This window comes from Georgenia daeguensis, assembly GCF_039537705.1.
GTDB lineage: Bacteria > Actinomycetota > Actinomycetes > Actinomycetales > Actinomycetaceae > Georgenia > Georgenia daeguensis.
In genome coordinates this window covers 16171-39186 of record NZ_BAABBA010000018.1, presented here as the reverse complement: position 1 = coordinate 39186, position 23016 = coordinate 16171, and the positions used below count along the sequence as shown (strand labels likewise).

Genomic DNA, 23016 nt, shown 5'->3' with positions numbered 1-23016 from the left:
GCAGGGCCATGGGTGGGCGACCGGTACTGGGGCGGGACGTCATGGTCCTGGGGAAGCGGGTCGCCGGTGCGACCCTACGTCCGCCTCCGGCGCGCCCGCTACGGGCCGGGGCCGGTCCGGTGGACGTCACCTCGGCGGGCCGCCACCCGCAGCCCGGGGACACCTACGCTGGCGTCATGACGAACCTCGAGACCCGGCCGCAGGAGCAGGTGTGCCTCACCGGCCCCGGCACCTCCGCCGTCGAGCTGATCGAGCCGCGCGACGTCCCCCTCGGCGGGCCGCGCGCGATGACGGTGCGGCGCACGCTGCCCTCGAAGCAACGCTCGCTGATCGGCGCGTTCTGCTTCGCCGACCACTACGGGCCCGACGACATCTCCGCCTCCGGCGGCATGGACGTGCCCCCGCACCCGCACGCGGGGCTCCAGACGGTCACCTGGCTCTTCGAGGGGCAGGTGCTCCACCAGGACGCGCTCGGTTCGGTCCAGACCATCCAGCCCGGCCAGCTCAACCTCATGACCGCCGGGAACGGGATCTGCCACTCCGAGGAGGGCACCCTCAGGCGGTTCCCGGCGCAGGGACGCCTCCACGGCGTCCAGCTCTGGACCGCCCTGCCGGACGCCGACCGCGCGGGCGAGCGCGCCTTCGAGCACGTCGCCGACGTGCCGGTGTTCGATATCGACGGCGCCCGCGTGCAGGTGTTCATGGGCACCCTCGGCGGCGTGACGTCGCCGGCGCGGGCGTACTCGCCGCTGGTCGCCGCGCAGCTCGACATCCCCGCGGGCGCGCGCGTGCGCCTGCCGGTGGACGGGGCGTTCGAGCACGGCATCCTGCTCGACGGCGGCGACCTCACCGTCGACGGCACCGCCGTGCCGGAGGCGTGGCTGGCCTACCTCGCGCCGGGGCCGGGCGAGATCCTCCTGGAGGCTGGCGAGGCCCCGGTGCGGGCGGTGCTCATGGGCGGCGTCCCGTTCGGCGAGCAGGTGCTGATGTGGTGGAACTTCGTCACCCGCACCCACGAGGAGGTCCTCACCGCCCGGGCGCAGTGGCAGGCGGCGATCGCCGGCGAGCCCGAGGGGGTCGCTCGGTTCGGTCGCGTCACCGGGTACGACGGCGCACCCCTGCCCGCCCCCGAGCTGCCGCAGGTGCGGCTCAAGCCCCGCGCCCGCTAGGGCGCCGAGCGGCGGAGAACCTCGCCGCGGATCACCGGGGCGTCGAGCGCTGCAGGGCCGCCGCCAGCGGCTGCCGGCCATCTGTCTAGGTCAGTCCGAGCGGCAGCCACGCGGGCAGCAGAGTCGGTGGCCCTGTGACCGACGCCACCGTCGGTGACGGAAGAGATTGAAGATTCATGCAGTTGCATGGAGCGAAGGGCGCGAGTCCTTATCGGAACGCCACGAACCACAGGAGAGTCATGACCAAGATCGCCATCGTCACCGGCAGCATCCGCCCCGGCCGTCAGAGCCTGAACGTCGCCAACTGGGTCAAGTCCATCGCGGACCAGCGCCAGGACGCCGAGTTCGAGATCGTGGACATCGCCGACTTCAACCTGCCGGTCTGGGCCGAGGCCACGCCGCCGTCGTGGGGCCCCGCAGCCTCCGCCGAGGGCCAGGCCTGGTCCGCGAAGATGGCCGAGTTCGACGGCTTCGTCTTCGTCGTCTCCGAGTACAACCACTCCATCACCGGCGCCCTGAAGAACGCGCTGGACTACCTGGCCGCCGAGGTGAACAACAAGGCCGCGGGCTTCGTCTCCTACGGCTCCGCCGGTGGCGCCCGCGCCGTCGAGCACCTGCGCGGCATCCTCTCCGAGATGCAGGTCGCGCACGTGCGCAACGCCGTGCTGATGTCCCTGTTCACCGACTTCGAGAACTTCTCAGTCTTCACCCCGACCGAGCCGGCGACCGCCTCGGTCGAGCCCATGCTGGACCAGCTCGTCTCCTGGACCAAGGCCATGGAGGCCGTGCGCGCGGGCGACTTCGCCCCGGTCGGCGCCAACGCCTGATCCTGCCGGAACGCCCGGGGCGTCGGCGACGGCGCCCCGGCTCCCGCACAAGAACCCGACGGCGGCACTTCCGTGCCGCCGTCGGGTTCTTCATGTCAGCCCGTGCTCAGTGCCTAACGCGCGGCGCGGAGCACCTCGACCTGGGCCGCGAGCGCCTCGACCAGCGCGGCCGCCTGCTCGACGTCGAGGCCGTCCTCGGTGCGGGCCTCGAGGTGCAGGCGCGGGCCGTTGCCGTCGTCGACGATGACCGTACGGAGCTCTCCGGCGCCGACCCGGGTGACGACGATGGGGGAACGGCGCATGTGCGCGGCCTTGTCCGCCGGGTCGGTGATCTGGGTCGGGTCGGCCCAGGCAGGGGCGAGCGCGGTGACGGTCACGGGAAGGTCCTTCCGAAGGTGTGGCGAGGAGAGCCTTAGGGTTCTGAGCGGAACGCTACTAGCCCCCGTCACTGGTTTCGACCCCGAGTTTTCGGCGCGATCCGGCCATAAACTCGCCCTCCGGCATCCCGTGAGGTCCGGGCCCCGGGGATGCGCGCGTCTGCGGGGCGCGGTGGCGCAACTCACAGGCGAGGTTCGACCCTGAGAGGAACCAGGGTCGGGCCGTGCCGGTTCCAGGGTCCGGTCAGGGCCCGTCCCGGATCCGCCGGTTCGGCCGAATCGGTTGACTCGTCGTGACATCCCCGGCGGGCGGCCCACGGCCGATCGCCCGGGGCGGACCGACCTGAGGGCAACCATGATCGAGGCACACAACCTCACCAAGCGCTACGGCAGCAAGACCGCCGTCGACAGCATCAGCTTCACCATCCCGCCCGGCACCGTCACCGGGTTCCTCGGCCCCAACGGCGCCGGGAAGTCCACCACGATGCGCATGATCGTCGGCCTCGACCGGCCGACCTCCGGCACGGTGACGGTCAACGGCAAGCACTACGCGCAGCACCGCTCGCCGCTGAGGGAGGTCGGCGCGCTGCTGGACGCCAAGGCCGTGCACAGCGGTCGCAGCGCCCGGTCGCACCTGCGGACCATGGCCGCCACCCACGGCATCCCCACCAGGCGCGTGGACGAGGTCATCGAGATGACCGGCCTCGCCGGGGTGGCGGGCAAGCGGGTCGGCGGGTTCTCGCTGGGAATGGGCCAGCGGCTCGGCATCGCCTCCGCCCTGCTCGGCGACCCGCGCACGCTGATCCTCGACGAGCCGGTCAACGGCCTCGACCCCGAGGGCGTGCAGTGGGTCCGCCACCTCACCCGGCAGCTCGCGGCCGAGGGCCGCACCGTCTTCCTCTCCTCCCACCTGATGTCCGAGATGGCGCAGACGGCCGACCAGCTCCTCGTCATCGGCCGTGGGCGGATCATCACGGCCGGTGCCGTCCAGGACGTCATCGACGCCGCCACCGGTGCCGTCGTCAGGGTGCGTTCGCCGCAGGCCGCCGAGCTCGTGCCGCTCCTGCGGTCCGCCGGCGCCACCGTCGAGCCGGCCGGCGACGGCGCGTTCGCCGTTCACGACTCCGCCGCCGAGCAGATCGGCGAGACGGCGGCCCGCCACGGCATCGTCCTGCACGAGCTCACGGTCCAGCGGGCGAGCCTGGAGGAGGCCTACATGACCCTCACCCAGGACGCCGTCGAGTACCGCTCCGAGACCACCCACGAGGCCATGGAGGCCGCCCGATGAGCACCACCACCACGACCCCGCCCGCCGGCCCTGGGGCCGGAGCGTCCGCCGTCGCCCCGTCCGCCGCCCGCCCCGACTCCACGACGACGACCGGGCCCGGCCCCGACGGGTCCGCCGTCGCCGACTCCGTCGGCGACGCCCGCCTCGGTTTCCTCGGCGTGATGAAGGGCGAGTGGATCAAGCTCCTCTCCCTGCGCTCCACCTGGTGGACGATGGGCATCACCGTCGCCGTGATGACCCTCCTCGCGCTCGCGATGTCCTCCTCGCTCGACGTGATGACCGTCGAGGGCATGCCCGCGGGGGTCCAGCTGCACGGCGCCGAGTTCGTGATCGGCGGGTACCAGTTCGGCACCGTCACGATCGCGGTGCTCGGCGCGCTCCTCATGACCGGCGAGTACTCCACCGGGATGATCCGCTCCACCCTCGCCGCCGTGCCGAGCCGCCTGCCCGTCCTCGCGGCCAAGGCCCTCGCGCTCGTCGTGCTGACCGTCGTGGTCAGCGCCGTCAGCATCGTCGGTGCCTACCTGGTCTCGCGCCCCTTCCTCGCCGACTACGACCTCGTGCCGTCCCTGGGCGACTCCCTCACGTGGCAGGCGTTCGGCGGCATGACGTTCTTCTTCATGGCGGCTGCGTTCATCGCCCTGGGCCTCGGGGCGGTGCTGCGCCACACGGCCGGCACGATCACCACCGTCCTCGGCCTGCTCCTGCTGCTGCCGGGCGTGCTCCAGTTCGTCCAGATCGATTGGGTCCAGGACCTCGTCGCCCTGCTGCCGCTTCCCGCCGCAGTGTCCTTCCTCGGCCTCAGCGGGATGTTCGGCACCAACGAGGTGCTCACCGCCTGGCAGGGCGTGGCCGTCGTCGGCGCCTGGGCCGCAGCCGCCCTCGCGGCGGGCGCGGTCAGCCTGCGCCGCCGCGACGCCTGACGGGGCGCCAGCAGCGAGCTGGCTGCTCCGCAAGATCGAGGTCCCGGCCGTGACGACCGGGACCTCGGTCGTGCCGTCTGGCGGCCCCCGCTCAGCACGCTGAGCCCGCTCTCACCTTAAAGAGCAGGAATAAGCACAACAATAAGGTGCGCGGCGGTGCGCTATCGTCGGCCGCAGAACTCGAGCCAGCGACGAGGGTGACGTGATGTCGGGCAGGAATCTCTACCAGAAGGTGCTCGAGGAGTTCGGTCACTCCATCGTCACCGGTGTCTTCCCGCCGGGCCACCACACGACCGTCGCCGAGCTCGAGGCGCGGTACGGCATCTCGCGCTCGGTCGCGCGCGAGGTTGTCCGCGTGCTGGAGAACCTCCGCCTGCTCCGCTCGAGCACCAAGGTGGGCATCGTCGTGACCGAGCCGTCCGAGTGGAACCTGCTCGCGCCCGAGGTGATCCGCTGGCGTCTGGACAGCTCCGGCAAGGCCTTCCAGCTCAGGACGCTCACCGAGCTGCGCCGGGGGATCGAGCCGACCGCGGCGCGCTACGCCGCCCAGCGCGTGACCTGGCAGCAGATCCAGGAGCTGCGCCGGTCCGCCGCGGAGATGAAGGAGCTGGGGCGGGCGGGGAAGGGGGACTCCCAGGAGTTCCTCGCCGCCGACATCCGCTTCCACGCGGCACTCCTCGCGGCCAGCGGCAACGAGATGCTCGCCGCCCTGGAGGGGACGATCAGCGCCATCCTCCGGGGCCGCAACGAGCTGGGTATGACCCCCGCCCTCCCGGCCGACGAGAACCTCGACAACCACGTCGCCCTGGCCGACGCGCTGGCCGACGGCGACGTCCAGCGCGCCGAGCGCCTCGCCGCCGCCATCGTGGACGTCGTCGAGCAGGAGGTCATCCAGCCGGCGGTGGGCTGACGCCAGAAAGGGGCCGGGCCGGCGGCTGCCGGCCCGGCCCCTTCCCGGAGGCCCGTCAGGCTACGGAGACCCCCATCATGTCGAGCAGGGACAGCAGGCCGACGGCGAACACGGCGATCGAGGAGATCACCAGGTAGAGGGTGAAGACCGAGCCGTCCTTGACGCGGTCGTCCGTCTGGGTCCGGCTCAGGTACCAGACGGCCACGACGATCGCGATGAGGAACAGGGCGTTGCCGATGCCGGCGATGACGATCATCGCGACGGGCGACTGGACGAAGAGGTAGAACACGCCCCAGACGATCGGAAGGGCGATGAGCAGGGCGCGCAGCCACTTGTTCCGGGCGTGCAGGTCGCTCCAGTCGAACGCGCCGAACAGCGAGAGCGTGTTGGAGATCTGCCGGGCGAAACCGGGCACGTTCGCCAGGACGGTCTTGATCAGTGCCGCAGCCGCGCCGAGCAGGAAGATGACCTTGGTCCACTCGCCCGCCACGTCGGTGAACATGCGGGAGAGAACCTCGAGCACCTCGCTGCCCTCGGGCACGAGCCCCTGCGGGTGCAGCACAGCGGCACCCAGCACGAAGAAGGCGGCGGTGGAGATCGTGTAGATGACCCAGGCGAGGAACGCGTCCTTCTTCATCACGGAGATCCAGCCGCGGGCACGGTCCACCCACGCCTGCGAGCCGTCGTTGGGACCGGTGAAGCGGGCGTAGCCCTTCTCGACGCACCAGTAGGTGTAGGCCGTGATCTCGCCGGCGCCCACGCCGGTCATGCCGAACATGGCCAGAGCGATGCCCATGGTCCCGGCCTGGATCTGGAACTGCATGCCCTCGGCGATGTCGGTGCCGGACCACGCGAACGGCGTGAACTGGATGCCCACGACCATCGCGATCACGAGCAGGGTCACCAGGGCAACGAGCACGGTGGAGATCTTCTCGACGACGCCGTAGCGGTTCGTCATGTGCAACGCGATGGCCATGACGACGATGACCGTCACCCAGGTGGCGATGGAGGCGAAGGAGAACGGGTCCCCTCCGACCGGCATGACCATGCTCAGCGCCAGGGCGCCGGTGCCCAGCACGCCGCCCTGGCCGATCACGATCTGGATGATCATGAGCAGGCCGATGTACGAGATCCAGCTGCGGCCCGCGATCTTCGGCGGGACGTCGTTGTAGCCGGTGATCGAGGTCTTCCCGGTGGAGATGGACCAGCGGGCGAGCTCGATCTGCACGGCCACCTTGACGAAGGTGGAGACGAGGACGAGCCAGAGCAGCAGGAAGCCGACCTCGGCGCCGAGCGCGGTGGCGGTGATCAGCTCGCCCGAGCCGACGACGGCGGCGCTGGTGACGAACCCGGGGCCGAAGAACTTCCAGCTCGCGCGCCATCCGCGCGGCGGGTCCAGCACATCGGCCGGGTCGAGCTTGTAGGGGTCACGAATGTTCGTGGGGGTGGACGAGGGATCCGCGCCACGGGCGCTGGTCGTCACTGACATGCCTGGTCCTCTCGGTGTGCGAGTTCAGGCCGACGGCAACGACGACCAACTGAACGTCGCTGTCGCAGGCTTCGGCTGCGGGGCCCGAACCGGTCGACGTTGAGACACGGCGAAGGCCCGCAGATTGGGAATACTAAACACGCCCTTTGAGCAACATCCAAATCGCTCCGCCCCGTGAGATACCGCACGCCAGGCTCCGAAACGCCTCGGTCGGTCGTGGCGCGGCCTACCGTCGAGGCATGTTGCGGAAGGCCGGGCCGAGGCGGCCCCCGAGGTGGCGCACGCCGCTGCTCGTCGCCGTCGCGGTGGCTGTCCTCGGTGGCGTGGCCGGGGCGTTCGACGACGCCGAGGCCCCGGCACCGGCGACCACGGTCGCCGTCGGAAGTGCGGCTCCGACGACGACGGGACCCGGCCCGGCGCCCGCACCGAGCGTTACGCCGAGCGCGACGCCGAGCGCGACGGCGGACGCGACGGCCGACGCGGCGCCGTCGGCCTCCGCGTCGGCCGGGGCGGTGACGCAGGCCCGGCCGGGGACCGCGCTGGCCGCCGTCGCCGGTCTGGAGGTCAAGGGACGCGCCCCGAAGACGGGCTACGACCGGGAGGCCTTCGCGTACCGCGCGTACGACCACGACCGCAACGGCTGCGACGTCCGCAACGACATCCTCCGCCGCGACCTCGTGGACCTGGTGATCGGCCCCGGCACGGGCGGTTGCGTGGTGGAGTCCGGCACGCTGCACGACCCCTATTCCGGCACCACGATCCCGTTCGTCCGCGGCGCCGACACCTCCGGTGACGTCCAGATCGACCACGTCGTCGCCCTCAGCGACGCCTGGCAGAAGGGTGCCCAGGGCTGGGACGCACCCACCCTGCGCGAGTTCGGCAACGATCCGCTCAACCTTCTCGCCGTCGACGGCCCGCTCAACAGCCAGAAGGGCGACGGCGACACCGCCACCTGGCTGCCGCCCAGCGCCGGCTACCGCTGCGAGTACGTCGCGCGGCAGGTCGCGGTGAAGGTGGAGTACCGGCTGTGGGTCACCGCCGCCGAGCAGGACGCCATGGTGCGCGTGCTCTCGGCGTGCCCGGACCAGCCACTGCCGGCACGCGAGACCGCGCCGCTGATGCCCGAGCTGGCGGCCGCACCCGCTCCCCAGCCCGCCCCGGTGCCGGAACCGGCCCCAGCCCCGGCACCGGGTGGCTCCGGCGCCGGCACCGATCCGCGCTTCAGTTCCTGCGCCAAGGCGCTGGACGCGGGCTACGGGCCCTACGTCTCCGGCGTCGACCCCGAGTACGGCTGGTACCGCGACGGCGACTCCGACGGGACGGTCTGCGAGTAGCCGCCGTCCCGGCGACGCCTAGACCGGCGGGTTCGCCGACGGCCCGCGAAGGCCCGTCCGTTCGCCCGCGAGGCGGAGGGAACGGGAATAGCCTCAGAGCCCTCGGGCGGCAGCGGCGCCACCCGCAGACGCCAGACGCTCCGGTACGCGGTGGGATCGATATGCGAACGAAACGGCATCTCAGGCGTGCGGCGGTGACGGGTCTCGCCGTCACGGCGATCCTTGTGCTGGGCGCTCAGGCGGCGGCGGCCCAGGGTAGTGAGGCCGGCGGGGCGGGGAACGCCTACCTCATGAACGACGACTGGCGTCGCAACGCCAACCGGGTCTTCACCTACGGCCGGGCCGACGACCGCGTCTACGTCGGTGACTGGAACGGCGACGGCATCGACACGCTCGCCGTGCGCCGCGCCAACGTCTACCACTTCGCCAACGGCCCGAGCGGCGGACCCACCTCCAACAGCATCGTCTACGGCAGCGCGGGCGACACGGTGCTGATGGGTGACTGGGACGGCGACGGCGACGACACCCCCGCCGTGCGCCGCGGCAACGTCTACCACCTGAAGAACAACCTCTCCAGCGGCCGGGCGGACCGGGTCGTCATGTACGGCCGGTCGAGCGACACGGTCGTCGTCGGCGACTGGGACGGCGACGGCAAGGACAGCTTCGGCGTCCGCCGCGGCAGCACCTACTACTTCAAGAACAGCCTGTCCGGCGGGCCCGCCGACTACACCGTCACCTACGGGGAGGGAACGGAGGTGGTGTTCGTCGGCGACTGGGACGGTGACGGCAGGGACACCCCCGCCGTCCGCCGGGGGAACGCCTACCACGTGTCCGACGACTTCTCCGGCGGTCCTGCCGACCGCGTGCTCAACTACGGCCGAACTGCCGACACCACGCTGGTCGGGGACTGGGACGGCGACGGGACCGACACTCTCGCCGTGCGCCGCAGTGCCGCGGCGGCCAGCCCCTTCGCCCCCGACCGGGCGTTGCGGGACGTGGTGCGCAAGGCGCTCCTCGGGGCCTCGCACCAGTTCCCGGACATGCTCGGCACCTACTCGACCGACGCCGGGTTCGCCGACCTCAGATGGGCCTTCCGCAACGTCGACACGCGAAGGAACAACTTCTTCTCGGTAGCCGGCTGCACGGTCGACGATGCCGGGGACGCGCGCTGCTCCGTGTACTACCGCGGTGCCAAGCGGTTCGGCCTCGACCCCGACGTCGTCGTGGGCACCGTCCACCTCGTCGAGGATGCGCGGACGGCCTGGCAGGTGACTCGTTACGACTCGTACGTCACCTGGTACGGCGACCTCCGGTACTACTGAGCCGCACCGACCAGAGTCGAGCGACCGGTGGGTGAGCCGAGCCGGGCCGTGCCGGCGCGGCCGGCGCGCCGGGCGACCACCGCCAGGACCGCGCACCCCGCGGCGAGCAGCACGCCGTGGCCGATGCGGCCCGCCGGTGCGACGAAGAACTGCGGCAGGTACAGCATCAGGCCGAGGCCGGCCATCAGCCCGCCGGCCCGGCTGAGCGCGCCCGCGTCCCGGAGCGCCGCCGCCAGGGCGACTCCCGCCGCGGCGAGAACGAGCAGGCCTGCGCCGAAGAAGGTGATCGCCACCGGCTGGTACCGGAAGGCGCCGGCGAGCTCGAGCAGGCCCGGGTCCGCCTCCGTCACGGCGCGCTCCGCGATCACCTGCAGCGCGAAGGTCTCCCCGCCGTAGTACGGCAGCACCAGGCTCACCCCCAGCCACGTCAGCACGGCCGCGACGGCGGCGGGCCGCTGCCGGAGGCCGGGCGCGGTGCGCCGCAGCGACCACACCGCGACGGTGAGCGCCATGAACGCCAGCATCCCGACGGAGTGGGCGAGCACCCAGGCGGTCGAGGACATGGCCTCGGCGCCCGCGAGAGTGACCTCGTCGCTGTAGGGGCGCAGCGCGGGGTAGACGACGAACGCGGCGCCGGCGAGGGCGAACGCGACCGCCGTGACGTCTCGGTCGGAGGGTCGGGGGACGGCCATGACGGTCTCCTGCCAGTCGTTGGAGAGCGGTGCTCTCGGTTTCCATCATGGTGACGCGTGGGGCCAGCAAAAGCAAGAGCGGTGCTCACATTTGTGACAAGCGCTCTCGGGCTTGGCATCATCGCTGCCATGGCCGAACCAGCCCCGCCCGTGACCGCCCGCGCCCGTGCACGCGCGGAGCTCAGCCGGGACATCAAGCGCCTCGCCCTGCGGCAGCTGGCCGACGAGGGGGCGGGCGCCCTCTCCCTGCGGGCGGTCGCGCGCGAGCTCGGCATGGTCTCCTCGGCCCTGTACCGCTACTTCGCGAGCCGGGACGAGCTTCTGACGGCGCTGATCGTGGACGCGTACGGCGATCTCGCGGAGACCATCAGCACGGCGACGGCGGAGGTGGAGCCTGGGCGGTTCCGGTCGCGCTGGGGCGCTGCCTGCCACGCCCTGCGCGGCTGGGCCCGGCGGGAGCCGCACCGGTTCGCGCTCATCTACGGCTCCGCCATCCCCGGCTACCGCGCGCCGGCCGACACGATCGCCCCCGCCACGGCGGTGATGACGGCGCTGGCGGGCATCGTCGACGGCGCGGCCCGCGCGGGAGCGCTCGCGGACGTGGACGGCGAGGCGGTCGGCGGCGAGCTCGCGGCCCAGCTCGACGGCGTGGCCCACGTCCTCGGCGAGCACAGCCCGGCCCCCGTGCTCGCCACGCTCGCCGGCGCGTTCGGGCAGCTCATCGGCATGGTCAACCTTGAGCTCGCGGGCCACTTCGTCGGCGGCTTCGAGCCCGCCGACGCGCTCTTCGACCGCACCGTGCGGCAGATGGCCGCCGGCCTGGGGCTGCAGGACCTCGACGAGCCGGGTCGCGCGGCTCCGGAGCCGCCGGCCTGACCGCCGCGGGCCAGCGTCAGAGCGCGTACTGCCAGACCAGCACCGCCAGCGCCGCGACGGCGGCGATGACCCCGACGATGGTGCCGACCCCCGGTCGCCTCGCAACCTGGTACTCGCCCGGACGCGGACCCGACGCGGGCGGCGCGGGCGGCGCGGCAGCGGCGCGGGCGACGGGTGACGCCCCACCGGCGCGGGCGACGGGTGACGCCCCACCGGCGCGGGCGACGGGTGACGCCCCACCGGCGCCGGCGACGGGTGACGCCCCACCGGCGAGGGCGCCGAACTGCTGCGCCAGGCGGGCGAGCAGGGCGTCCACCTGCTGCTGGTCGTACCCCTCCCGCAGCTTGGTCGGCTGGAAGCGCGCGGTGCGGCACAGCTCGGCGGCGGCGACGGCGTCGAGGGGACCGCCCGCCTCGTACGACCTGAGGATCTCCGTCACCGTGTCGAGGAAGTCGTCCACCTGGTCCTGGTCGTAGCCCTCGCGGAACCTGGTCGGCTGAAACTTCGTCATCAGCACGGCGTCGGCGGTGAGGCTCGTCATGCGCACTCCTTCGTGGGCTGGACGGCCGGGTGGTCTGCGGGTGGTCGGCCGGATGGTGGTGCGGTGCTGGGACCGATCCTTCCAGGGCGTCCCGCCCTGCGTGCCCAATTCGGACGGTGACGTGAGCGCGGGTCCGGGACCGCGTGCCCCACCCAGTCCGGCGTGGTGCATGACGGCCACCGACATGAGCCCGCGCCGCCCCGGCGCGCGGCGGGCCCTCCTCGGCCAGGGTTGTTGACGCGCGGTCAGACCCGCCGGCGCTCGGCTAGAGCTGTCGACGCCCGCGCACCCGCTCCGCGACGAGCTGCGCGGCCTCGCCCGGCTCGCTGTGCTCCCACACGCGCACCACCGCCCAGCCCGCGGCCTCCAGGAGGGCGGTGGTGTCCGCGTCGCGGGCCTGGTTGGCGGCGAGCTTCTGGGACCACCAGTCCGCGTTGGCGCGCGGCTGGGTGCCGTGCTCAGGGCAGCCGTGCCAGAAGCACCCGTCCACGAACACCGCGACCTTCGCCCGGGTGAAGGCGATGTCGATGGTCCGGCGGCGGTTACCGGGCACCGGGTAGTTCACCCGGTAGCGCAGGCCGGCCGCGTGCAGCTGCCGGCGCAAAAGCAGCTCGCAGCCGGTGTCCCGCCGAGCCGCGACGGACATCCGCCGCGAGACAGCCGCCGAGGAAGCGCCCGGATGGGGCGGCACGCGCAGGGTCATCGTGGTCCTCCGCCGCCCAGCGTAGGCCGGCGGTTCGCACGGTCCCCGCGGTCCTCGCGGTCCTCGCGGCGCTCGCCGCGCTTGCGGGCCTCGCCGGCCTCGCGGGGAGGAGGCGGAGGGCCGGCCAGTCCGCTCCCGCCCGGGCCGACGGCCGCTCGGATGAGCCACGCCGTCGCCCAGACCGCTCCGGCGACGACGCCGGCCAGCACAACCGTCGACACCACCAGAGCGCCGACGCCAGGGCCGGACGCGCCGCCGAGTTGGACCCAGATCGGGGCGAGGAGAAGGCCCAGAACGGCCACGCCACCTGCCACGAGCAGCACGCGCGCGCTCCGCCGTCGTTCCAGGGCCGTGGCGAGGGCGCCGGGAAGCAGCGCGACGAGGAACGTCATGGTGACCAGGAACGTCTCCGCCGTGCCCGCGTCCGGCCGGCTGCCGGTCGCCACGGCGAGCAGCCGCAGCAACCAGGCGACCGCTCCCCCCGCGGTTCCGCCGATCCCCAGCGTGACGACGACGGCGGTCAGCACCCGCGCGCCGGTCGTACGCCCGCGCCGGGGGAGCGAGGAGGGCGACATGGTGATCCGTTCTCGGGCCGACGCGGCTGCCGTCGCCCCCAGGCTACGGTCGCAGCCCGAGCGGGTCATCGGTAGCACACGCGACGGCACGTTCCTGTTGCAGATGAAGTGCTCCTGCGCAGACGAAGTGGTCCTAGGCACGCTTTTCGGGCCCAGAAGCACTTGGCCGTGCGGACGGCGCTATCACGGGCTCGCCGCTCGGCCGGCCGGGACCCACGGTGGTCGGGCGACGCCCATCCACGGGCACGCCGCTCGGCCGGCCGTGACGCGCGCCTCTACCCGGCCGGCCGGGACGCGCGCCCCTACCCGGCCGGCCGGGACGCTCGCCTCTACCCGGCCGCCGCCCGAGTGCCCGGCCCCAGCCGTCGGGCGAGCAGCGCTGCCGAGACGCCACCCAGGGAGAAGGTCAGCGTGGCGACGAGGACGAGCGCGAGCGGCGCCGTCCACCCGCCGGTGGCGGAGTTCAGCGCGCCGGCCAGGGGCGCCGCGAACGTGGCGGCCACGTACCCGCCGGCCTGCACGCGGGCCGACATCGACGCGGCCTCGCGGTCGGTCCGCGTGACCCGGGCGATGATGGACAGGATCGCGGTGAAGCCACCGCCCTGCGCGACGCCGCCCACGATCGACCACGTCGTGAAGGACTCGGGCGCCACCATCAGCCCCACCGGCAGGGTCGACCAGAGGATCCCGATGAGCGCCACCGGCACCCACGCCGGGGCGCGCCCGGCGATGGCCGGCACGCCGAGCGAGCCGGCGACGGCGGCGATCTGGAACAGCGACGCCGTCGCGCCCGAGGCGGCCTGGTCGAGGCCGCGGGTGTCCGCGAGCAGCGTGGGCAGCCAGGCGGTGACGGCGTAGTAGGAGAACGACTGCCCGCAGAACGCCAGGAGCAGCAGCCAGCCGATGCGCCTGATCTGCTCGGAGCTGCTCGCCGCCTGGTCGGCCGCGGCGTCCGGGGTGGCCCCCGCCGCGGATCTCGTGGTCGGTCCGGCCGAGTCGTCGCCGGCCGAGTCGTCGCCGGGCGTGGCTCCGCCGGGCGCGGGAGTGCCGGCGGGCCGGTGCCGCTTCGCCGCGTCGGACGCCGCCCGGCGGCGGGCGAGCCACAGCCAGAACGCCGCTCCGACGGCGGCCAGCACTCCCCAGGTCAGCAGCGCCCAGCGCCAGCCCACCGCCGCGGCGAGCGGGGCGGTGCCGAGCGAGGTGATCATCGAGCCGACGTTGAGCGAGGCGGTGTACACGCCGGTGACGGCCGAGGCCCGGCTCCAGTGCACGTCGCGCCGGATCACCACGGGGACGACGATGTTGCCGATCGTGATCGCGGCCCCGATCACCACCGTGCCGGCGAAGAGCGCCCACGCCGGCCCCGCCGAGCGGACGACCGTGCCCGCCAGGACGCCGAGCAGGCACGCGACGACGGCGAGCTCCGGCCCGGCCCGGCGGATCACCCGGGTCGCGACCGGGGTGGCGAGGGCGAAGAAGAGCACCGGGAGGCTTGTGAGCAGGCCCGCGGCGATGGTCGAGAGGCCGAGGTCCGCCCGGATGTCCCCGACGACGGGGGCCGGCGCGACGATCGGCCCGCGCAGGCTGAGGGCGACGAGCGCGACGCCGCCGACGACGGCCCACGGGAGGGCTCCCCGCTTGGGGGACGGCGGGGAGGTGGACATCGGCACCGATGGTAGGCGGCCGCCGCGGGGGCACCGGCGCCGGTCCGGCAGGCGGCCGGCGTGACAGCGCCCGCCGGCGTGGCCAGACTCGTGCCATGAGCGACGGCGCCACGCCCTGGGTGCTGCACGTGGACCTCGACCAGTTCATCGCGGCGGTCGAGATTCTGCGGCGTCCCGAGCTCGCGGGCCTGCCGGTCGTCGTCGGCGGGCGGGGGGACCCGACGGAGCGGGCGGTCGTGGCCACGGCGTCCTACGAGGCTCGCGCGTTCGGCGTCGGCTCCGGCATGCCCATGAAGATCGCGGTGCGCAAGGTGCCCGACGCCGTCTTCCTCCCGGTGGACGCGCCCGCCTACGAGGCGGCGTCCGAGCAGGTGATGGCGGCCCTGCGCGACCTGGGCGCCGTCGTCGAGGTGCTGGGCTGGGACGAGGCCTTCCTCGGTGCGGTCACGGAGGACCCGGAGGCCCTGGCCCGGCGCGCGCAGGAGGCGGTCCTCGCCTCCACGGAGCTGCACTGCACCGTCGGGATCGGGGACAACAAGGTGCGGGCGAAGATCGCGACCGGGTTCGGCAAGCCGCGGGGGATCTTCCGGCTCACGGCGGAGAACTGGTTCGAGGTGATGGGCGAGCGGCCTACGCGCGACCTGTGGGGCGTCGGAGCCAAGATCTCCCGACGGCTCGCCGACCACGGCATCGGGACCGTCGCGGAGCTCGCCGCGGCGCCCCGCGAGGCGCTCGTCGCGGAGTTCGGCCCGCGCATGGGTGTCTGGTACGGCGAGCTCGGCCGCGGCATCGGGCCGGCCGTCGTCGACGACAGCCCGTGGATCGCGCGCGGGCACAGCCGGGAGACGACGTACCAGCACAACCTCACGACGCCGGCGGAGGTGACGGCCGCCGTGCGCGAGCTCGCGGAGCAGGTGTTCGAGGACACGGCGCGCGAGGGGCGGCCGGTGTTCCGCGTGACGCTCAAGGTGCGCTACGCCCCGTTCGTCACCAAGGCGATCGGGCACAAGCTGACGGCGCCCACCAACGAGCGCGACGACGTCGTCGCCGCCGCCGTCGAGCTGGCGGGACGGATCGAGGCCGGCCGGGAGATCCGGCTGCTCGGGGTGCGTGCGGAGATGGTCATGCCGGAGGAGGGCGACACGGCCGAGCGGACCCCGGTGCGCGGGCGCCTGTGACGGGTGCGAGGAACTAGAATTGGCCGTGAGCTCACGACGGTGTGCGCAGTGAACTCACTGGGAAACTCGTGGCGTGGCGGACGGTCCCGCCAAGCTCGTCGGAAGGACATCCCATGTGGCTCAAGGACATGCTTCCCCCACCCCCGGCCGGTACCTCCTGGTCGCTCCACCGGCGCGGGGACTCGGTTCAGCTGCGGCTGCACGCCAAAGGAATTCTCGGGCACGAGCTCGCCCGCTGGGGTACCGAGACGTTCTCGCACCTGACCCCCGACCCGGTCACCGCCCTGACGGAGGTCGCGACCCAGATGGCCGCGGAGCACCGAGCACGGAGCGGTTCTCAGTCGGCCGCGTGACCTGAGAGCGCCTACGGGCGCAGCGGTCACCGGAACGACGGCGAGCCGCCGGCACGACGGCGACCGGGCACCGGTACGAGGGGGAACGTCGCGGCGTCCTACGCGCCGGCGAGGAACGCCCTCACGGCGGCGGTCAGCGCCGCGGGGTCGTTCACGTGCGCGAGCTCGCGGGCGGAGTGCATCGACAGCAGCGGCACCCCGACGTCGACCGTGCGGATCCCGAGCCGGGTCGCGGTGAGGGGGCCGATCGTCGACCCGCACGGGACGGCGTTGTTCGAGACGAACTCCTGCCACGGCACGCCGGCCCGCTCGCACGCCCGCGCCCACAGGGCGGCGCCGTGCGCGTCGGTGGCGTAGCGCTGCTTGGCGTTGATCTTCAGCAGCGGGCCGGCGCCCAGCACCGGGTGGTTGGCCGGGTCGTGGCGCTCGGGGTAGTTCGGGTGGATCCCGTGACCGGTGTCGGCCGAGACGCACCAGGAGCCGGCGTACGCGCGCCGGACCTCCTCGGCGGTGCCGCCCGACACGCGGGTGAGGACGCCGTCAAGGAGCGGCCCGGACGCGCCGGAGCGTGACTCCGAGCCCAGCTCCTCGTGGTCGAACGCGGCCAGCACGCTGACGTGCGCGGCGTCGTCGGGCGCGTCGACGAGGGCGACGACCCCCGCGTGGACCGAGACGAGGTTGTCCATGCGACCCGCCGCGAACAGGGAGTCGTCCAGGCCGAACCGGCGCGGCTCCTGCGTGTCGGCGGTCAGGACGTCGTACCCGGCGACGTCCTCCGCGACCAGACCCGCGCCGGCGGCCAGCCGCTCGAGGATGTCGCCGTGGTCCCCGACCCCGAAGACCGGGGCGGTGTGCCGCTGCTGGTCGAGGGTCACGCCCTTGTCGTTGACCGACCGGTCGAGGTGGATCGCCAGCTGCGGGATGCGCAGGAACGGACCGGTGCGCACGAGGTGCTCCCGGCCGTCGCGGTCCACGAGCCGGCCGGCCAGCTCGAGCTCGCGGTCCAGCCAGGAGTTCAGCAGGGGGCCGCCGTAGACCTCGACGCCGGCCTGGAGCCAGCCGTGCGCGGTGAGGGTGGGGCGGGGCTTGAGCTTGAAGCCGGGGGAGTCGGTGTGGGCGCCGATGATCCGGAAGGGGGTGATGGGCCCCGCCGTCGCCGGGCGGACCCACGCAACGACCGCGCCGTCGCGCACGACGTAGCACCGCCCGGTGCTCTCCCACCCGGCGGCCTCGTCGAGGCGCGTGAACCCGGCCAGGTCGAGGCGGCGGGCCACCTCGGCGGCGGCGTGGTAGGAGGACGGGGAGGCGGTGATGAAGTCGGCGAGGTCGGCGATGTGGTCGGCAGGAGCAGGCACCGCACCATCCAAGCACGCACCGCCGACCGCGTGGAGGCGGACCTCACCGCCGCGACCGTTGCCGCGGCGGACCGGACCGTGCCACCCTGGCAGGGCCCGGAACGGGCACCGGACGAGGGAGCTGTACCCGGCGAGCGACAAGACGGCCACGAAGGAGAGCTGTCATGTCCTGGATCGTCCTGGTGCTGTCCGGCGTCCTCGAAGCCGTCTGGGCGACTGCGCTCAGCAGGTCCGAGGGCTTCACCCGCCTCGTCCCGACCGTCACGTTCTTCGCCGCCCTCGGGCTGAGCATGGCCGGCCTCGCCTACGCCATGCGGTCGCTGCCGGTGGGCACCGCCTACGCCGTGTGGGTGGGCATCGGGGCTGTCCTCACCGTCACCTACGCCATGGCGACCGGGCAGGAGGCGGTCTCGCTGATCAAGATCCTGCTGCTCGGCGGGATCGTCGGCTGCGTCATCGGGCTGAAGCTGATCCACTGACGGTGGGCGCCGGTGCGGTGTCGGTGGCAGCGCGGCGATCCTGACCTCGGTGCCGGTGGCAGCCCCGTGATCTGCCGGTGCCGGTGCCGGTGCCGTTCCGGGCCCGGTTCCCCGCGCCCTGGCGCAGGCCCTTTGGCCGTCCTCCGTGCCTTCCGTCTGACTGCGTGTGGTGGGAAAATTCTGGTGGATCCCGGAAGTCAGCTCCGGGAGGTGGCTCATCGGCGGACGCGATCAGCAGCGATCAGGCGGGAGCGGGGCCGCTCCGGCCCCGGCGGTGTGCGGGCACCTCCTGTGCCCGCGAGACCAGGGATGACCGACGATGATGACGACGGACGAACGCACTGACCTGTTCCGGCGCACGATGGACGCCGTGTGGCACCGCGGCGAGATCGACGCCTGCGACGAGCTCTACGCGGAGCACTGCATGTTCCACGACCCGACGTTCCCGACGAACGGCGTGGCCGGCTTCAAGGAGTTCGCGCGCACGCTGCGGGCCTCCCAGCCCGACCTGCACATGGACATCCAGGATGTCGTCGCGAGCGGGGACATGCTGGCCTACCGGTACACCTTCGGCGGGACCGCGAGGGAAGAGTTCCGCGGTCTGCCGGCGACCGGCAAGTCGTACGTGATGAACGGGATGGGCATGTGCAAGTGGGAGGGTGACCGGGTTGTCGAGGAGTGGGTGGTCTACGACATGCTCGGCGCCCTGCAGCAGGTGGGGCTGATCCCCGAGCGGATCACGCACGAGACGAGTGCCTGAGCGCCTCGACCCGGGCCCGCGACGACCGCGTCGCGGGCCTTTCTCATGCGGCGGCGTCGCCGTCGACGTAGTACCAGCGCCCGTCCTCGCGCACGAACCGGCTGACCTCGTGCATCTGGCCGCGCCCGACGGCGGAGCGATGGTGGGCCACGAACTCCACCAGCCCCGTCTCGTCGAAGGGCCCGCCCGCCTCGGCGCGCAGCACGTCGAGGCGGCGCCACTCCGTGCCGTCGGCGAGGTCGAGATCGTCCGGCCGGGTGCTGGGGTGCCAGGTGGCCAGGAGGTACGCGGCGTCCTCGACGGCGAACGCGCTGTAGCGCGAGCGCATGAGCGCCTCGGCCGTCGGGGCGTAGGGGCCACCGGCCGCGAGGCCCGCGTGGAACCGGCCGCAGCAGTCCGCGTAGGTCTCGCCGGACAGGCAGGGGCAACGGGCGTCGTCGGCAAGGGCGGGCACGCGGCCATTCTGCCGCCGCCCCGGCCGAGACGCCCGGCCGGGGCGCCTCGCCCGGGGCGCCCGCCGGGGGCGCCCGCCCCGGACGTTCGGCACGGGGACCGGCCGGGTGCCCCGGTGGGGAGCCCGAGCGACCGCCTACTCGCGTGCGGCGAGGCGTGCAGGACCGGCGCGCGCGTAGCCCGGCTCGCGCCCCGGGCTGCCGGTACCCGCTACGTTGCGGGGATGGACGCAGTGATGATGCTGGTCGTGTGGGCCGTCGGCCTGCTGGTGCTGTACTTCGTGGTCCGCGCCGCTGTGAAGGGCGGCATCCTCGACGCCGACCAGGCGCGGGCCCGCGAGCGGGGCGCCGGCACATCGGCCGAGGCGTCGACCCCGTGACCATTCTGTGATCACCCCTGGACGTGTCGGTGCCAGCCCGTAGTCTCGGACGCATGAGGCTGCGAACCCGGGGTGGTGCCGCGCTGGTCGTGGCCGCCTGCCTGGCGCTCGCCGGGTGCGGCGCCGACCGCGGGTCGCCCGTCGACGACGTGGCGGCTCCCGCGCAGACCGCACCGGAGTCGCCGGCCTCTCCGCCGGCGGAGCCGACCGCACCCGCGGAGCCCCCCTCGGGTGCGCCCTCGCCCACGGCAGAGGACCCCGTCGCGCCCCCCGAGGACCCCGCGCCCGGGGTCGGCAACCGGACGCCCGGCCGGCAACCGGGGCCGCGGCCGTCCGACCCGGCCCCCACCACGCCGAGCCCGTCGGTGGCGCCCACGGAACGGCCGTCCCCGAGCACGCCGGCACCGCGCCCCACGCCGAGCCGGACCCCGCCGCCAGCCCCCGAGCAGGTGGGGGGCCCGTCGGCGGCGCTGGCCTTCGGGCAGACGTACGTCTGGGACAACGGGCTCGCGGTCACCGCCGGACGGCCGGCCGAGGTCGAGACCCATGAGAAGCAGGAGGAGGGCGGCGCCGAGACCACGGCACCCCCGTCCACCACGTCGGGCGACGAGCCGGCCGACGCGCCGGCCGACGAGGCCGGCCCGACCGACGAGGCCGGGCCGGCCACCACCACGCCGAGCCCCGCCCCGAGCGGCACCGCCCCGGCGGACGAGACCGGGGTCGTGGCCGTCGACATCGTCCTCGTCAACGGCACGGACCGGCCGATCAACACGTCGATCTTCGTGGCGATGAGCAGCGGCGGCGCGGACGCCCCGCTCGTCTACGACCCGGAGGCCGGGCTCACGGGCCCGCCCGGCACCACGATCCAGCCCGGGCAGCGGGTCAGCTTCACGATGGGGTTCGAGGTGCAGGACCCGGCCGACCTGACGATGGAGGTCAGGCCCGCGTACCACTACGTCTCCGCGCTCTTCGTTCTCCCCGCCGGCGCCCAGGGCTGACAATCGAGGCATGACCGACTCCGCCCGCCTCGTCGCCGACGTCCTGTCCGCCACCCCGCTCGTCGACGGGCACAACGACCTGGCGTACGCGCTGCGCACCACTGCCGGCTACTCCGTCGACGGGCTCGACGCCGCCCGCGACGGCCTGCACACCGACCTCCCGCGGCTGCGGGCGGGCCGCGTCGGCGGCCAGTTCTGGTCGGTCTTCGTGCCCTCGACGCTCACGGGCGCGGACGCCGTCCTCGGGACGCTCGAGCAGATCGACGCCGTGCACCGGCTGGTCGCACGCTACGACGACCTCGAGCTCGTCTGCACCGCCGACGGCGTCCGCAGCGCCTTCGCCCGCGGCCGGATCGCCTCGCTCCTCGGCGCGGAGGGCGGCCACTCGATCGGCGGGTCCCTGGGGGCGCTGCGCATGTTCGCGCGCCTGGGCGTGCGGTACATGACCCTGACGCACAACGACAACGTCTCCTGGGCGGACTCGGCCACCGACACCCCCGCGGTCGGCGGGCTGAGCGACGTCGGGCGCGCCGTCGTCGCCGAGATGAACCGGATCGGCATGCTCGTGGACCTCTCCCACACCGCCGAGACGACCCAGCTCGACGCGCTCGCCGCCACCACCGCGCCGGTGATCTTCTCCCACTCCTCCTGCCGCGCCGTCTGCGACCACCCGCGCAACGCGTCCGACGCCGTGCTCGAGAAGCTGGCGGCCAACGGTGGGGTGCTCCAGGTGACGTTCGTGCCGAAGTTCGTCTCGCCCGACGCGGCCGCCTGGGACGCCGAGGCCCGCGCCGCGCTCGAGGACGGTCAGTGGCACTGGCCCCGTGCGCCCCGGCCCGGCGAGGACCCGGCGGCCGTGGCGGAGGAGAACATCGGGCTGGACCCGGAGGTCGCCGGGCGTGAGCGGCTCACGGCCTGGGAGGCCGAGCACCCGCGGCCCCGCGTCGGTATCGACGACGTCGTCGCCCACCTCGAGCACGCCCGCGAGGTGGCCGGCATCGACCACATCGGGCTCGGCGGCGACTACGACGGCGTCGACCGCCTCCCCGACGGGCTCGAGGACGTCTCCGGCTACCCGCGGCTGTTCACGGCGCTCGCGGACCGCGGCTGGTCCCGCTCCGACCTCGCCGCGCTCGCGGGCGAGAACGTGCTGCGCGTGCTGCGCGACGCCGACGACGCCGCCTCGGAGATCCTCTGGCCGACGATGGTCTGAGGGGCGCGGGCCCGGACGTCAGCGCCGTGAGGACCACCGTCTGTGCCGAGGACCGCTGAATGGGATGCGGCCCTCAGCGCGAATGGGGGTCCTCACAGGGGCGCGCCGGGAGAGAACCGCGGGGCGGCATGGACGCCGGCCGGCTATCCGCAGCTGCCGGACCCCAGCACGGCGAGACCCTGACGGTCGCCGGGACCGAGCTCGGTGCGGCCGACGTTCTCGGCGTACATGAGCTCGCCCGGGTCGTCGACGTGGTCGAGCCCGACGAGGTGCCCGAGCTCGTGGGTGACGATCGCGCGCACCTGGGCCGCGCCGTCCGGGCGCTGCAGGATCACGGTGAGGTCGGCGGCGTCGAGGTAGACGGTGCCGCTGACGTAGCGCATCGCGCTGCCGCCCACCCCCTCCGAGACGCTGCCCGCCACGCCGACGACCTCGCCGGCGAGGTCCGGCACCTGCTCGGGACCGGTCCAGGCGACGAGGACCGGGGAGGCGTCCAGGCCGTAGCGCAGGACGTCCCGCGGCTGGCGGTCGGGGTCGGCCGGCTCGTCGGTGCGGCCCGAGTCCTCGAAGACCAGGCCGGTGGCGGCCGAGACGGTCGCGAGCGCCTCCACGACCAGTCCGGCGCCGCCGGCCGGGGCGAGGGCGTCGTTGACCACGTAGCGGATCGGCTCGCACGGGTTGTACGTCACGGGATCGCCGAGCTGCTCCTGGATGAAGGCGAAGGAACCCGCGCCCGGCTCCACCACCGGAGCCTCGGCCAGCCGGTCGCCCTCGGGACCCGCGAGGACCATGGCGCCGCCGCCGGCCGCAAGGACGGCGAGGGCGGCGAGCAGGTAGGGACCCCGCTGCCGACGAGGCGGGGCGTAGGCGGTGGGTCGGTCCCACGGGTCTGCGCCGTACACCCCTGGAGTGTGTCAGGGGGACGGCGGCCGCGGACCCGGATCAGAGCGGGTCGTGGCCCCGCTCGCCGCAGCTCTCGCAGAACCCGTCGATCTCGTGCGCTGGCCCCTCGCAGTCGACGCACCAGACCTTGACGTGGTCCGCGTAGACGTCGACGTCCGGCTCGACCTCGATCAGCGTGGCGACGGCCATGTGCAGCTCCTCCCGTCCGGCTCCAGCTTCTGACCCCCTCATCGTCACCCCGACCACCGACATCGG

General features: G+C 73.6%; 26 protein-coding genes and 1 riboswitch. Of the genes, 15 read left to right on the top strand and 11 right to left on the bottom strand.

Going from position 1 to position 23016, the window contains the following annotated elements; translation table 11 throughout:
* Positions 1–176 precede the first annotated feature (176 nt).
* On the top strand, positions 177–1169 hold the full coding sequence (locus ABD774_RS16035) for a pirin family protein (protein WP_345043285.1): 993 nt from the start codon (positions 177–179) through the stop codon (positions 1167–1169).
* 239 nt (positions 1170–1408) lie between these two features.
* On the top strand, positions 1409–1996 hold the full coding sequence (locus tag ABD774_RS16030; RefSeq protein WP_345043283.1) for an NADPH-dependent FMN reductase: 588 nt from the start codon (positions 1409–1411) through the stop codon (positions 1994–1996).
* 113 nt (positions 1997–2109) lie between these two features.
* Here ABD774_RS16030 and ABD774_RS16025 read toward each other — a convergent pair whose 3' ends face one another.
* Positions 2110–2373, bottom strand: coding sequence for a hypothetical protein (locus ABD774_RS16025; protein WP_345043281.1), 264 nt, complete (start codon positions 2371–2373; stop codon positions 2110–2112).
* Positions 2374–2728: 355 nt separating this feature from the next.
* On the opposite strand from ABD774_RS16025, the gene ABD774_RS16020 reads away from it, so the two are divergent.
* From ABD774_RS16020 to ABD774_RS16010, 3 genes are all read left to right on the top strand, one after another.
* Positions 2729–3661, top strand: a complete 933-nt coding sequence (locus tag ABD774_RS16020; protein WP_345043278.1) for an ABC transporter ATP-binding protein — start codon at positions 2729–2731, stop codon at positions 3659–3661.
* Positions 3658–4584 carry an ABC transporter permease subunit gene (locus ABD774_RS16015; RefSeq protein WP_345043276.1) on the top strand — a complete coding sequence of 309 codons (927 nt, stop codon included), beginning with the start codon at positions 3658–3660 and terminating at the stop codon, positions 4582–4584. Before ABD774_RS16020 ends, ABD774_RS16015 begins: the two co-directional genes overlap by 4 nt.
* 205 nt (positions 4585–4789) lie before the next feature.
* Entirely contained in the window at positions 4790–5494 is a 705-nt protein-coding gene (locus ABD774_RS16010) for a FadR/GntR family transcriptional regulator (protein WP_345043274.1), read from the top strand.
* 55 nt (positions 5495–5549) lie between these two features.
* On the opposite strand, the gene ABD774_RS16005 is transcribed toward ABD774_RS16010, so the two are convergent.
* Positions 5550–6983, bottom strand: coding sequence for an Nramp family divalent metal transporter (locus ABD774_RS16005; protein ID WP_345043271.1), 1434 nt, complete (start codon positions 6981–6983; stop codon positions 5550–5552).
* Between the two features lie 239 nt (positions 6984–7222).
* Between ABD774_RS16005 and ABD774_RS16000 the strand changes: the two genes are divergently transcribed.
* Positions 7223–8317, top strand: coding sequence for a GmrSD restriction endonuclease domain-containing protein (locus tag ABD774_RS16000; RefSeq protein WP_345043269.1), 1095 nt, complete (start codon positions 7223–7225; stop codon positions 8315–8317).
* A 194-nt stretch (positions 8318–8511) separates the two neighbouring features.
* Positions 8512–9639, top strand: a complete 1128-nt coding sequence (locus ABD774_RS15995; protein ID WP_345043266.1) for a hypothetical protein — start codon at positions 8512–8514, stop codon at positions 9637–9639.
* Here ABD774_RS15995 and ABD774_RS15990 read toward each other — a convergent pair.
* Positions 9633–10331 carry a hypothetical protein gene (locus ABD774_RS15990; protein WP_345043264.1) on the bottom strand — a complete coding sequence of 233 codons (699 nt, stop codon included), beginning with the start codon at positions 10329–10331 and terminating at the stop codon, positions 9633–9635. The two genes, ABD774_RS15995 and ABD774_RS15990, sit on opposite strands and share 7 nt — an antisense overlap.
* 129 nt (positions 10332–10460) lie before the next feature.
* Here ABD774_RS15990 and ABD774_RS15985 point away from each other — a divergent pair, with 129 nt between their 5' ends.
* Complete coding sequence (locus tag ABD774_RS15985; RefSeq protein ID WP_345043262.1) at positions 10461–11207, top strand: TetR/AcrR family transcriptional regulator; 747 nt, start codon at positions 10461–10463, stop codon at positions 11205–11207.
* Positions 11208–11223: 16 nt separating this feature from the next.
* On the opposite strand, the gene ABD774_RS15980 is transcribed toward ABD774_RS15985, so the two are convergent.
* From ABD774_RS15980 to ABD774_RS15965, 4 genes are all read right to left on the bottom strand, one after another.
* A complete protein-coding gene (locus ABD774_RS15980; RefSeq protein WP_345043259.1) occupies positions 11224–11748 on the bottom strand; it encodes a DivIVA domain-containing protein in 525 nt (174 codons plus the stop codon).
* 265 nt (positions 11749–12013) lie between these two features.
* On the bottom strand, positions 12014–12451 hold the full coding sequence (locus tag ABD774_RS15975; protein ID WP_345043257.1) for a very short patch repair endonuclease: 438 nt from the start codon (positions 12449–12451) through the stop codon (positions 12014–12016).
* Positions 12448–13026 (bottom strand): hypothetical protein, encoded by a 579-nt coding sequence (locus tag ABD774_RS15970; RefSeq protein WP_345043255.1) that lies wholly within the window; start codon positions 13024–13026, stop codon positions 12448–12450. The genes ABD774_RS15975 and ABD774_RS15970 overlap by 4 nt, the downstream gene beginning before the upstream one ends.
* Before the next feature lie 329 nt (positions 13027–13355).
* Positions 13356–14690 (bottom strand): MFS transporter, encoded by a 1335-nt coding sequence (locus tag ABD774_RS15965; protein WP_345043252.1) that lies wholly within the window; start codon positions 14688–14690, stop codon positions 13356–13358.
* 95 nt (positions 14691–14785) lie between these two features.
* On the opposite strand from ABD774_RS15965, the gene ABD774_RS15960 reads away from it, so the two are divergent.
* Together ABD774_RS15960 and ABD774_RS15955 are read left to right on the top strand one after the other, a co-directional pair.
* Positions 14786–15868: a DNA polymerase IV gene (locus ABD774_RS15960; protein ID WP_345043250.1), complete on the top strand. Its 1083-nt coding sequence runs from the start codon at positions 14786–14788 to the stop codon at positions 15866–15868.
* 113 nt (positions 15869–15981) lie between these two features.
* Positions 15982–16221, top strand: a complete 240-nt coding sequence (locus ABD774_RS15955) for a hypothetical protein (RefSeq protein ID WP_345043247.1) — start codon at positions 15982–15984, stop codon at positions 16219–16221.
* Between the two features lie 98 nt (positions 16222–16319).
* Here the strand turns inward: ABD774_RS15955 and ABD774_RS15950 are convergent, their stop codons facing one another.
* Positions 16320–17576, bottom strand: coding sequence for a M18 family aminopeptidase (locus ABD774_RS15950; protein WP_345043245.1), 1257 nt, complete (start codon positions 17574–17576; stop codon positions 16320–16322).
* A gap of 89 nt (positions 17577–17665) precedes the next feature.
* Positions 17666–17729: riboswitch (guanidine-III (ykkC-III) riboswitch) on the top strand.
* A gap of 11 nt (positions 17730–17740) precedes the next feature.
* Here ABD774_RS15950 and ABD774_RS15945 point away from each other — a divergent pair.
* Positions 17741–18055: a DMT family transporter gene (locus ABD774_RS15945; protein WP_345043242.1), complete on the top strand. Its 315-nt coding sequence runs from the start codon at positions 17741–17743 to the stop codon at positions 18053–18055.
* A gap of 319 nt (positions 18056–18374) precedes the next feature.
* Complete coding sequence (locus tag ABD774_RS15940; protein WP_345043240.1) at positions 18375–18815, top strand: ester cyclase; 441 nt, start codon at positions 18375–18377, stop codon at positions 18813–18815.
* Positions 18816–18858: 43 nt separating this feature from the next.
* On the opposite strand, the gene ABD774_RS15935 is transcribed toward ABD774_RS15940, so the two are convergent.
* Positions 18859–19269 (bottom strand): YchJ family protein, encoded by a 411-nt coding sequence (locus ABD774_RS15935; RefSeq protein WP_345043237.1) that lies wholly within the window; start codon positions 19267–19269, stop codon positions 18859–18861.
* Between the two features lie 222 nt (positions 19270–19491).
* On the opposite strand from ABD774_RS15935, the gene ABD774_RS15930 reads away from it, so the two are divergent.
* From ABD774_RS15930 to ABD774_RS15920, 3 genes are read left to right on the top strand one after another with little or no spacing between them, the layout of a single operon-like run.
* Positions 19492–19647 (top strand): hypothetical protein, encoded by a 156-nt coding sequence (locus ABD774_RS15930; RefSeq protein WP_345043235.1) that lies wholly within the window; start codon positions 19492–19494, stop codon positions 19645–19647.
* Between the two features lie 53 nt (positions 19648–19700).
* A complete protein-coding gene (locus tag ABD774_RS15925; RefSeq protein WP_345043233.1) occupies positions 19701–20645 on the top strand; it encodes a hypothetical protein in 945 nt (314 codons plus the stop codon).
* A 10-nt stretch (positions 20646–20655) separates the two neighbouring features.
* Entirely contained in the window at positions 20656–21858 is a 1203-nt protein-coding gene (locus ABD774_RS15920; protein ID WP_345043231.1) for a dipeptidase, read from the top strand.
* 143 nt (positions 21859–22001) lie between these two features.
* Here ABD774_RS15920 and ABD774_RS15915 read toward each other — a convergent pair whose 3' ends face one another.
* Both ABD774_RS15915 and ABD774_RS15910 read right to left on the bottom strand, forming a co-directional pair.
* Positions 22002–22760, bottom strand: a complete 759-nt coding sequence (locus ABD774_RS15915) for a matrixin family metalloprotease (RefSeq protein ID WP_345043228.1) — start codon at positions 22758–22760, stop codon at positions 22002–22004.
* A gap of 40 nt (positions 22761–22800) precedes the next feature.
* Positions 22801–22950, bottom strand: coding sequence for a hypothetical protein (locus ABD774_RS15910; RefSeq protein ID WP_345043226.1), 150 nt, complete (start codon positions 22948–22950; stop codon positions 22801–22803).
* Positions 22951–23016 lie beyond the last annotated feature (66 nt).

Bases quoted from the DNA above. Each gene is read 5' to 3' on its own strand.
- ABD774_RS16035 (WP_345043285.1), top strand. From the start codon at position 177: ATGACGAACCTCGAGACCCGGCCGCAGGAGCAGGTGTGCCTCACCGGC.
- ABD774_RS16030 (WP_345043283.1), top strand. From the start codon at position 1,409: ATGACCAAGATCGCCATCGTCACCGGCAGCATCCGCCCCGGCCGTCAG.
- ABD774_RS16020 (WP_345043278.1), top strand. From the start codon at position 2,729: ATGATCGAGGCACACAACCTCACCAAGCGCTACGGCAGCAAGACCGCC.
- ABD774_RS16015 (WP_345043276.1), top strand. From the start codon at position 3,658: ATGAGCACCACCACCACGACCCCGCCCGCCGGCCCTGGGGCCGGAGCG.
- ABD774_RS16010 (WP_345043274.1), top strand. From the start codon at position 4,790: ATGTCGGGCAGGAATCTCTACCAGAAGGTGCTCGAGGAGTTCGGTCAC.
- ABD774_RS16005 (WP_345043271.1), bottom strand. From the start codon at position 6,983: ATGTCAGTGACGACCAGCGCCCGTGGCGCGGATCCCTCGTCCACCCCC.
- ABD774_RS16000 (WP_345043269.1), top strand. From the start codon at position 7,223: ATGTTGCGGAAGGCCGGGCCGAGGCGGCCCCCGAGGTGGCGCACGCCG.
- ABD774_RS15990 (WP_345043264.1), bottom strand. From the start codon at position 10,331: ATGGCCGTCCCCCGACCCTCCGACCGAGACGTCACGGCGGTCGCGTTC.
- ABD774_RS15985 (WP_345043262.1), top strand. From the start codon at position 10,461: ATGGCCGAACCAGCCCCGCCCGTGACCGCCCGCGCCCGTGCACGCGCG.
- ABD774_RS15980 (WP_345043259.1), bottom strand. From the start codon at position 11,748: ATGACGAGCCTCACCGCCGACGCCGTGCTGATGACGAAGTTTCAGCCG.
- ABD774_RS15975 (WP_345043257.1), bottom strand. From the start codon at position 12,451: ATGACCCTGCGCGTGCCGCCCCATCCGGGCGCTTCCTCGGCGGCTGTC.
- ABD774_RS15970 (WP_345043255.1), bottom strand. From the start codon at position 13,026: ATGTCGCCCTCCTCGCTCCCCCGGCGCGGGCGTACGACCGGCGCGCGG.
- ABD774_RS15965 (WP_345043252.1), bottom strand. From the start codon at position 14,690: ATGTCCACCTCCCCGCCGTCCCCCAAGCGGGGAGCCCTCCCGTGGGCC.
- ABD774_RS15960 (WP_345043250.1), top strand. From the start codon at position 14,786: ATGAGCGACGGCGCCACGCCCTGGGTGCTGCACGTGGACCTCGACCAG.
- ABD774_RS15955 (WP_345043247.1), top strand. From the start codon at position 15,982: ATGTGGCTCAAGGACATGCTTCCCCCACCCCCGGCCGGTACCTCCTGG.
- ABD774_RS15945 (WP_345043242.1), top strand. From the start codon at position 17,741: ATGTCCTGGATCGTCCTGGTGCTGTCCGGCGTCCTCGAAGCCGTCTGG.
- ABD774_RS15940 (WP_345043240.1), top strand. From the start codon at position 18,375: ATGATGACGACGGACGAACGCACTGACCTGTTCCGGCGCACGATGGAC.
- ABD774_RS15930 (WP_345043235.1), top strand. From the start codon at position 19,492: ATGGACGCAGTGATGATGCTGGTCGTGTGGGCCGTCGGCCTGCTGGTG.
- ABD774_RS15925 (WP_345043233.1), top strand. From the start codon at position 19,701: ATGAGGCTGCGAACCCGGGGTGGTGCCGCGCTGGTCGTGGCCGCCTGC.
- ABD774_RS15920 (WP_345043231.1), top strand. From the start codon at position 20,656: ATGACCGACTCCGCCCGCCTCGTCGCCGACGTCCTGTCCGCCACCCCG.
- ABD774_RS15910 (WP_345043226.1), bottom strand. From the start codon at position 22,950: ATGGCCGTCGCCACGCTGATCGAGGTCGAGCCGGACGTCGACGTCTAC.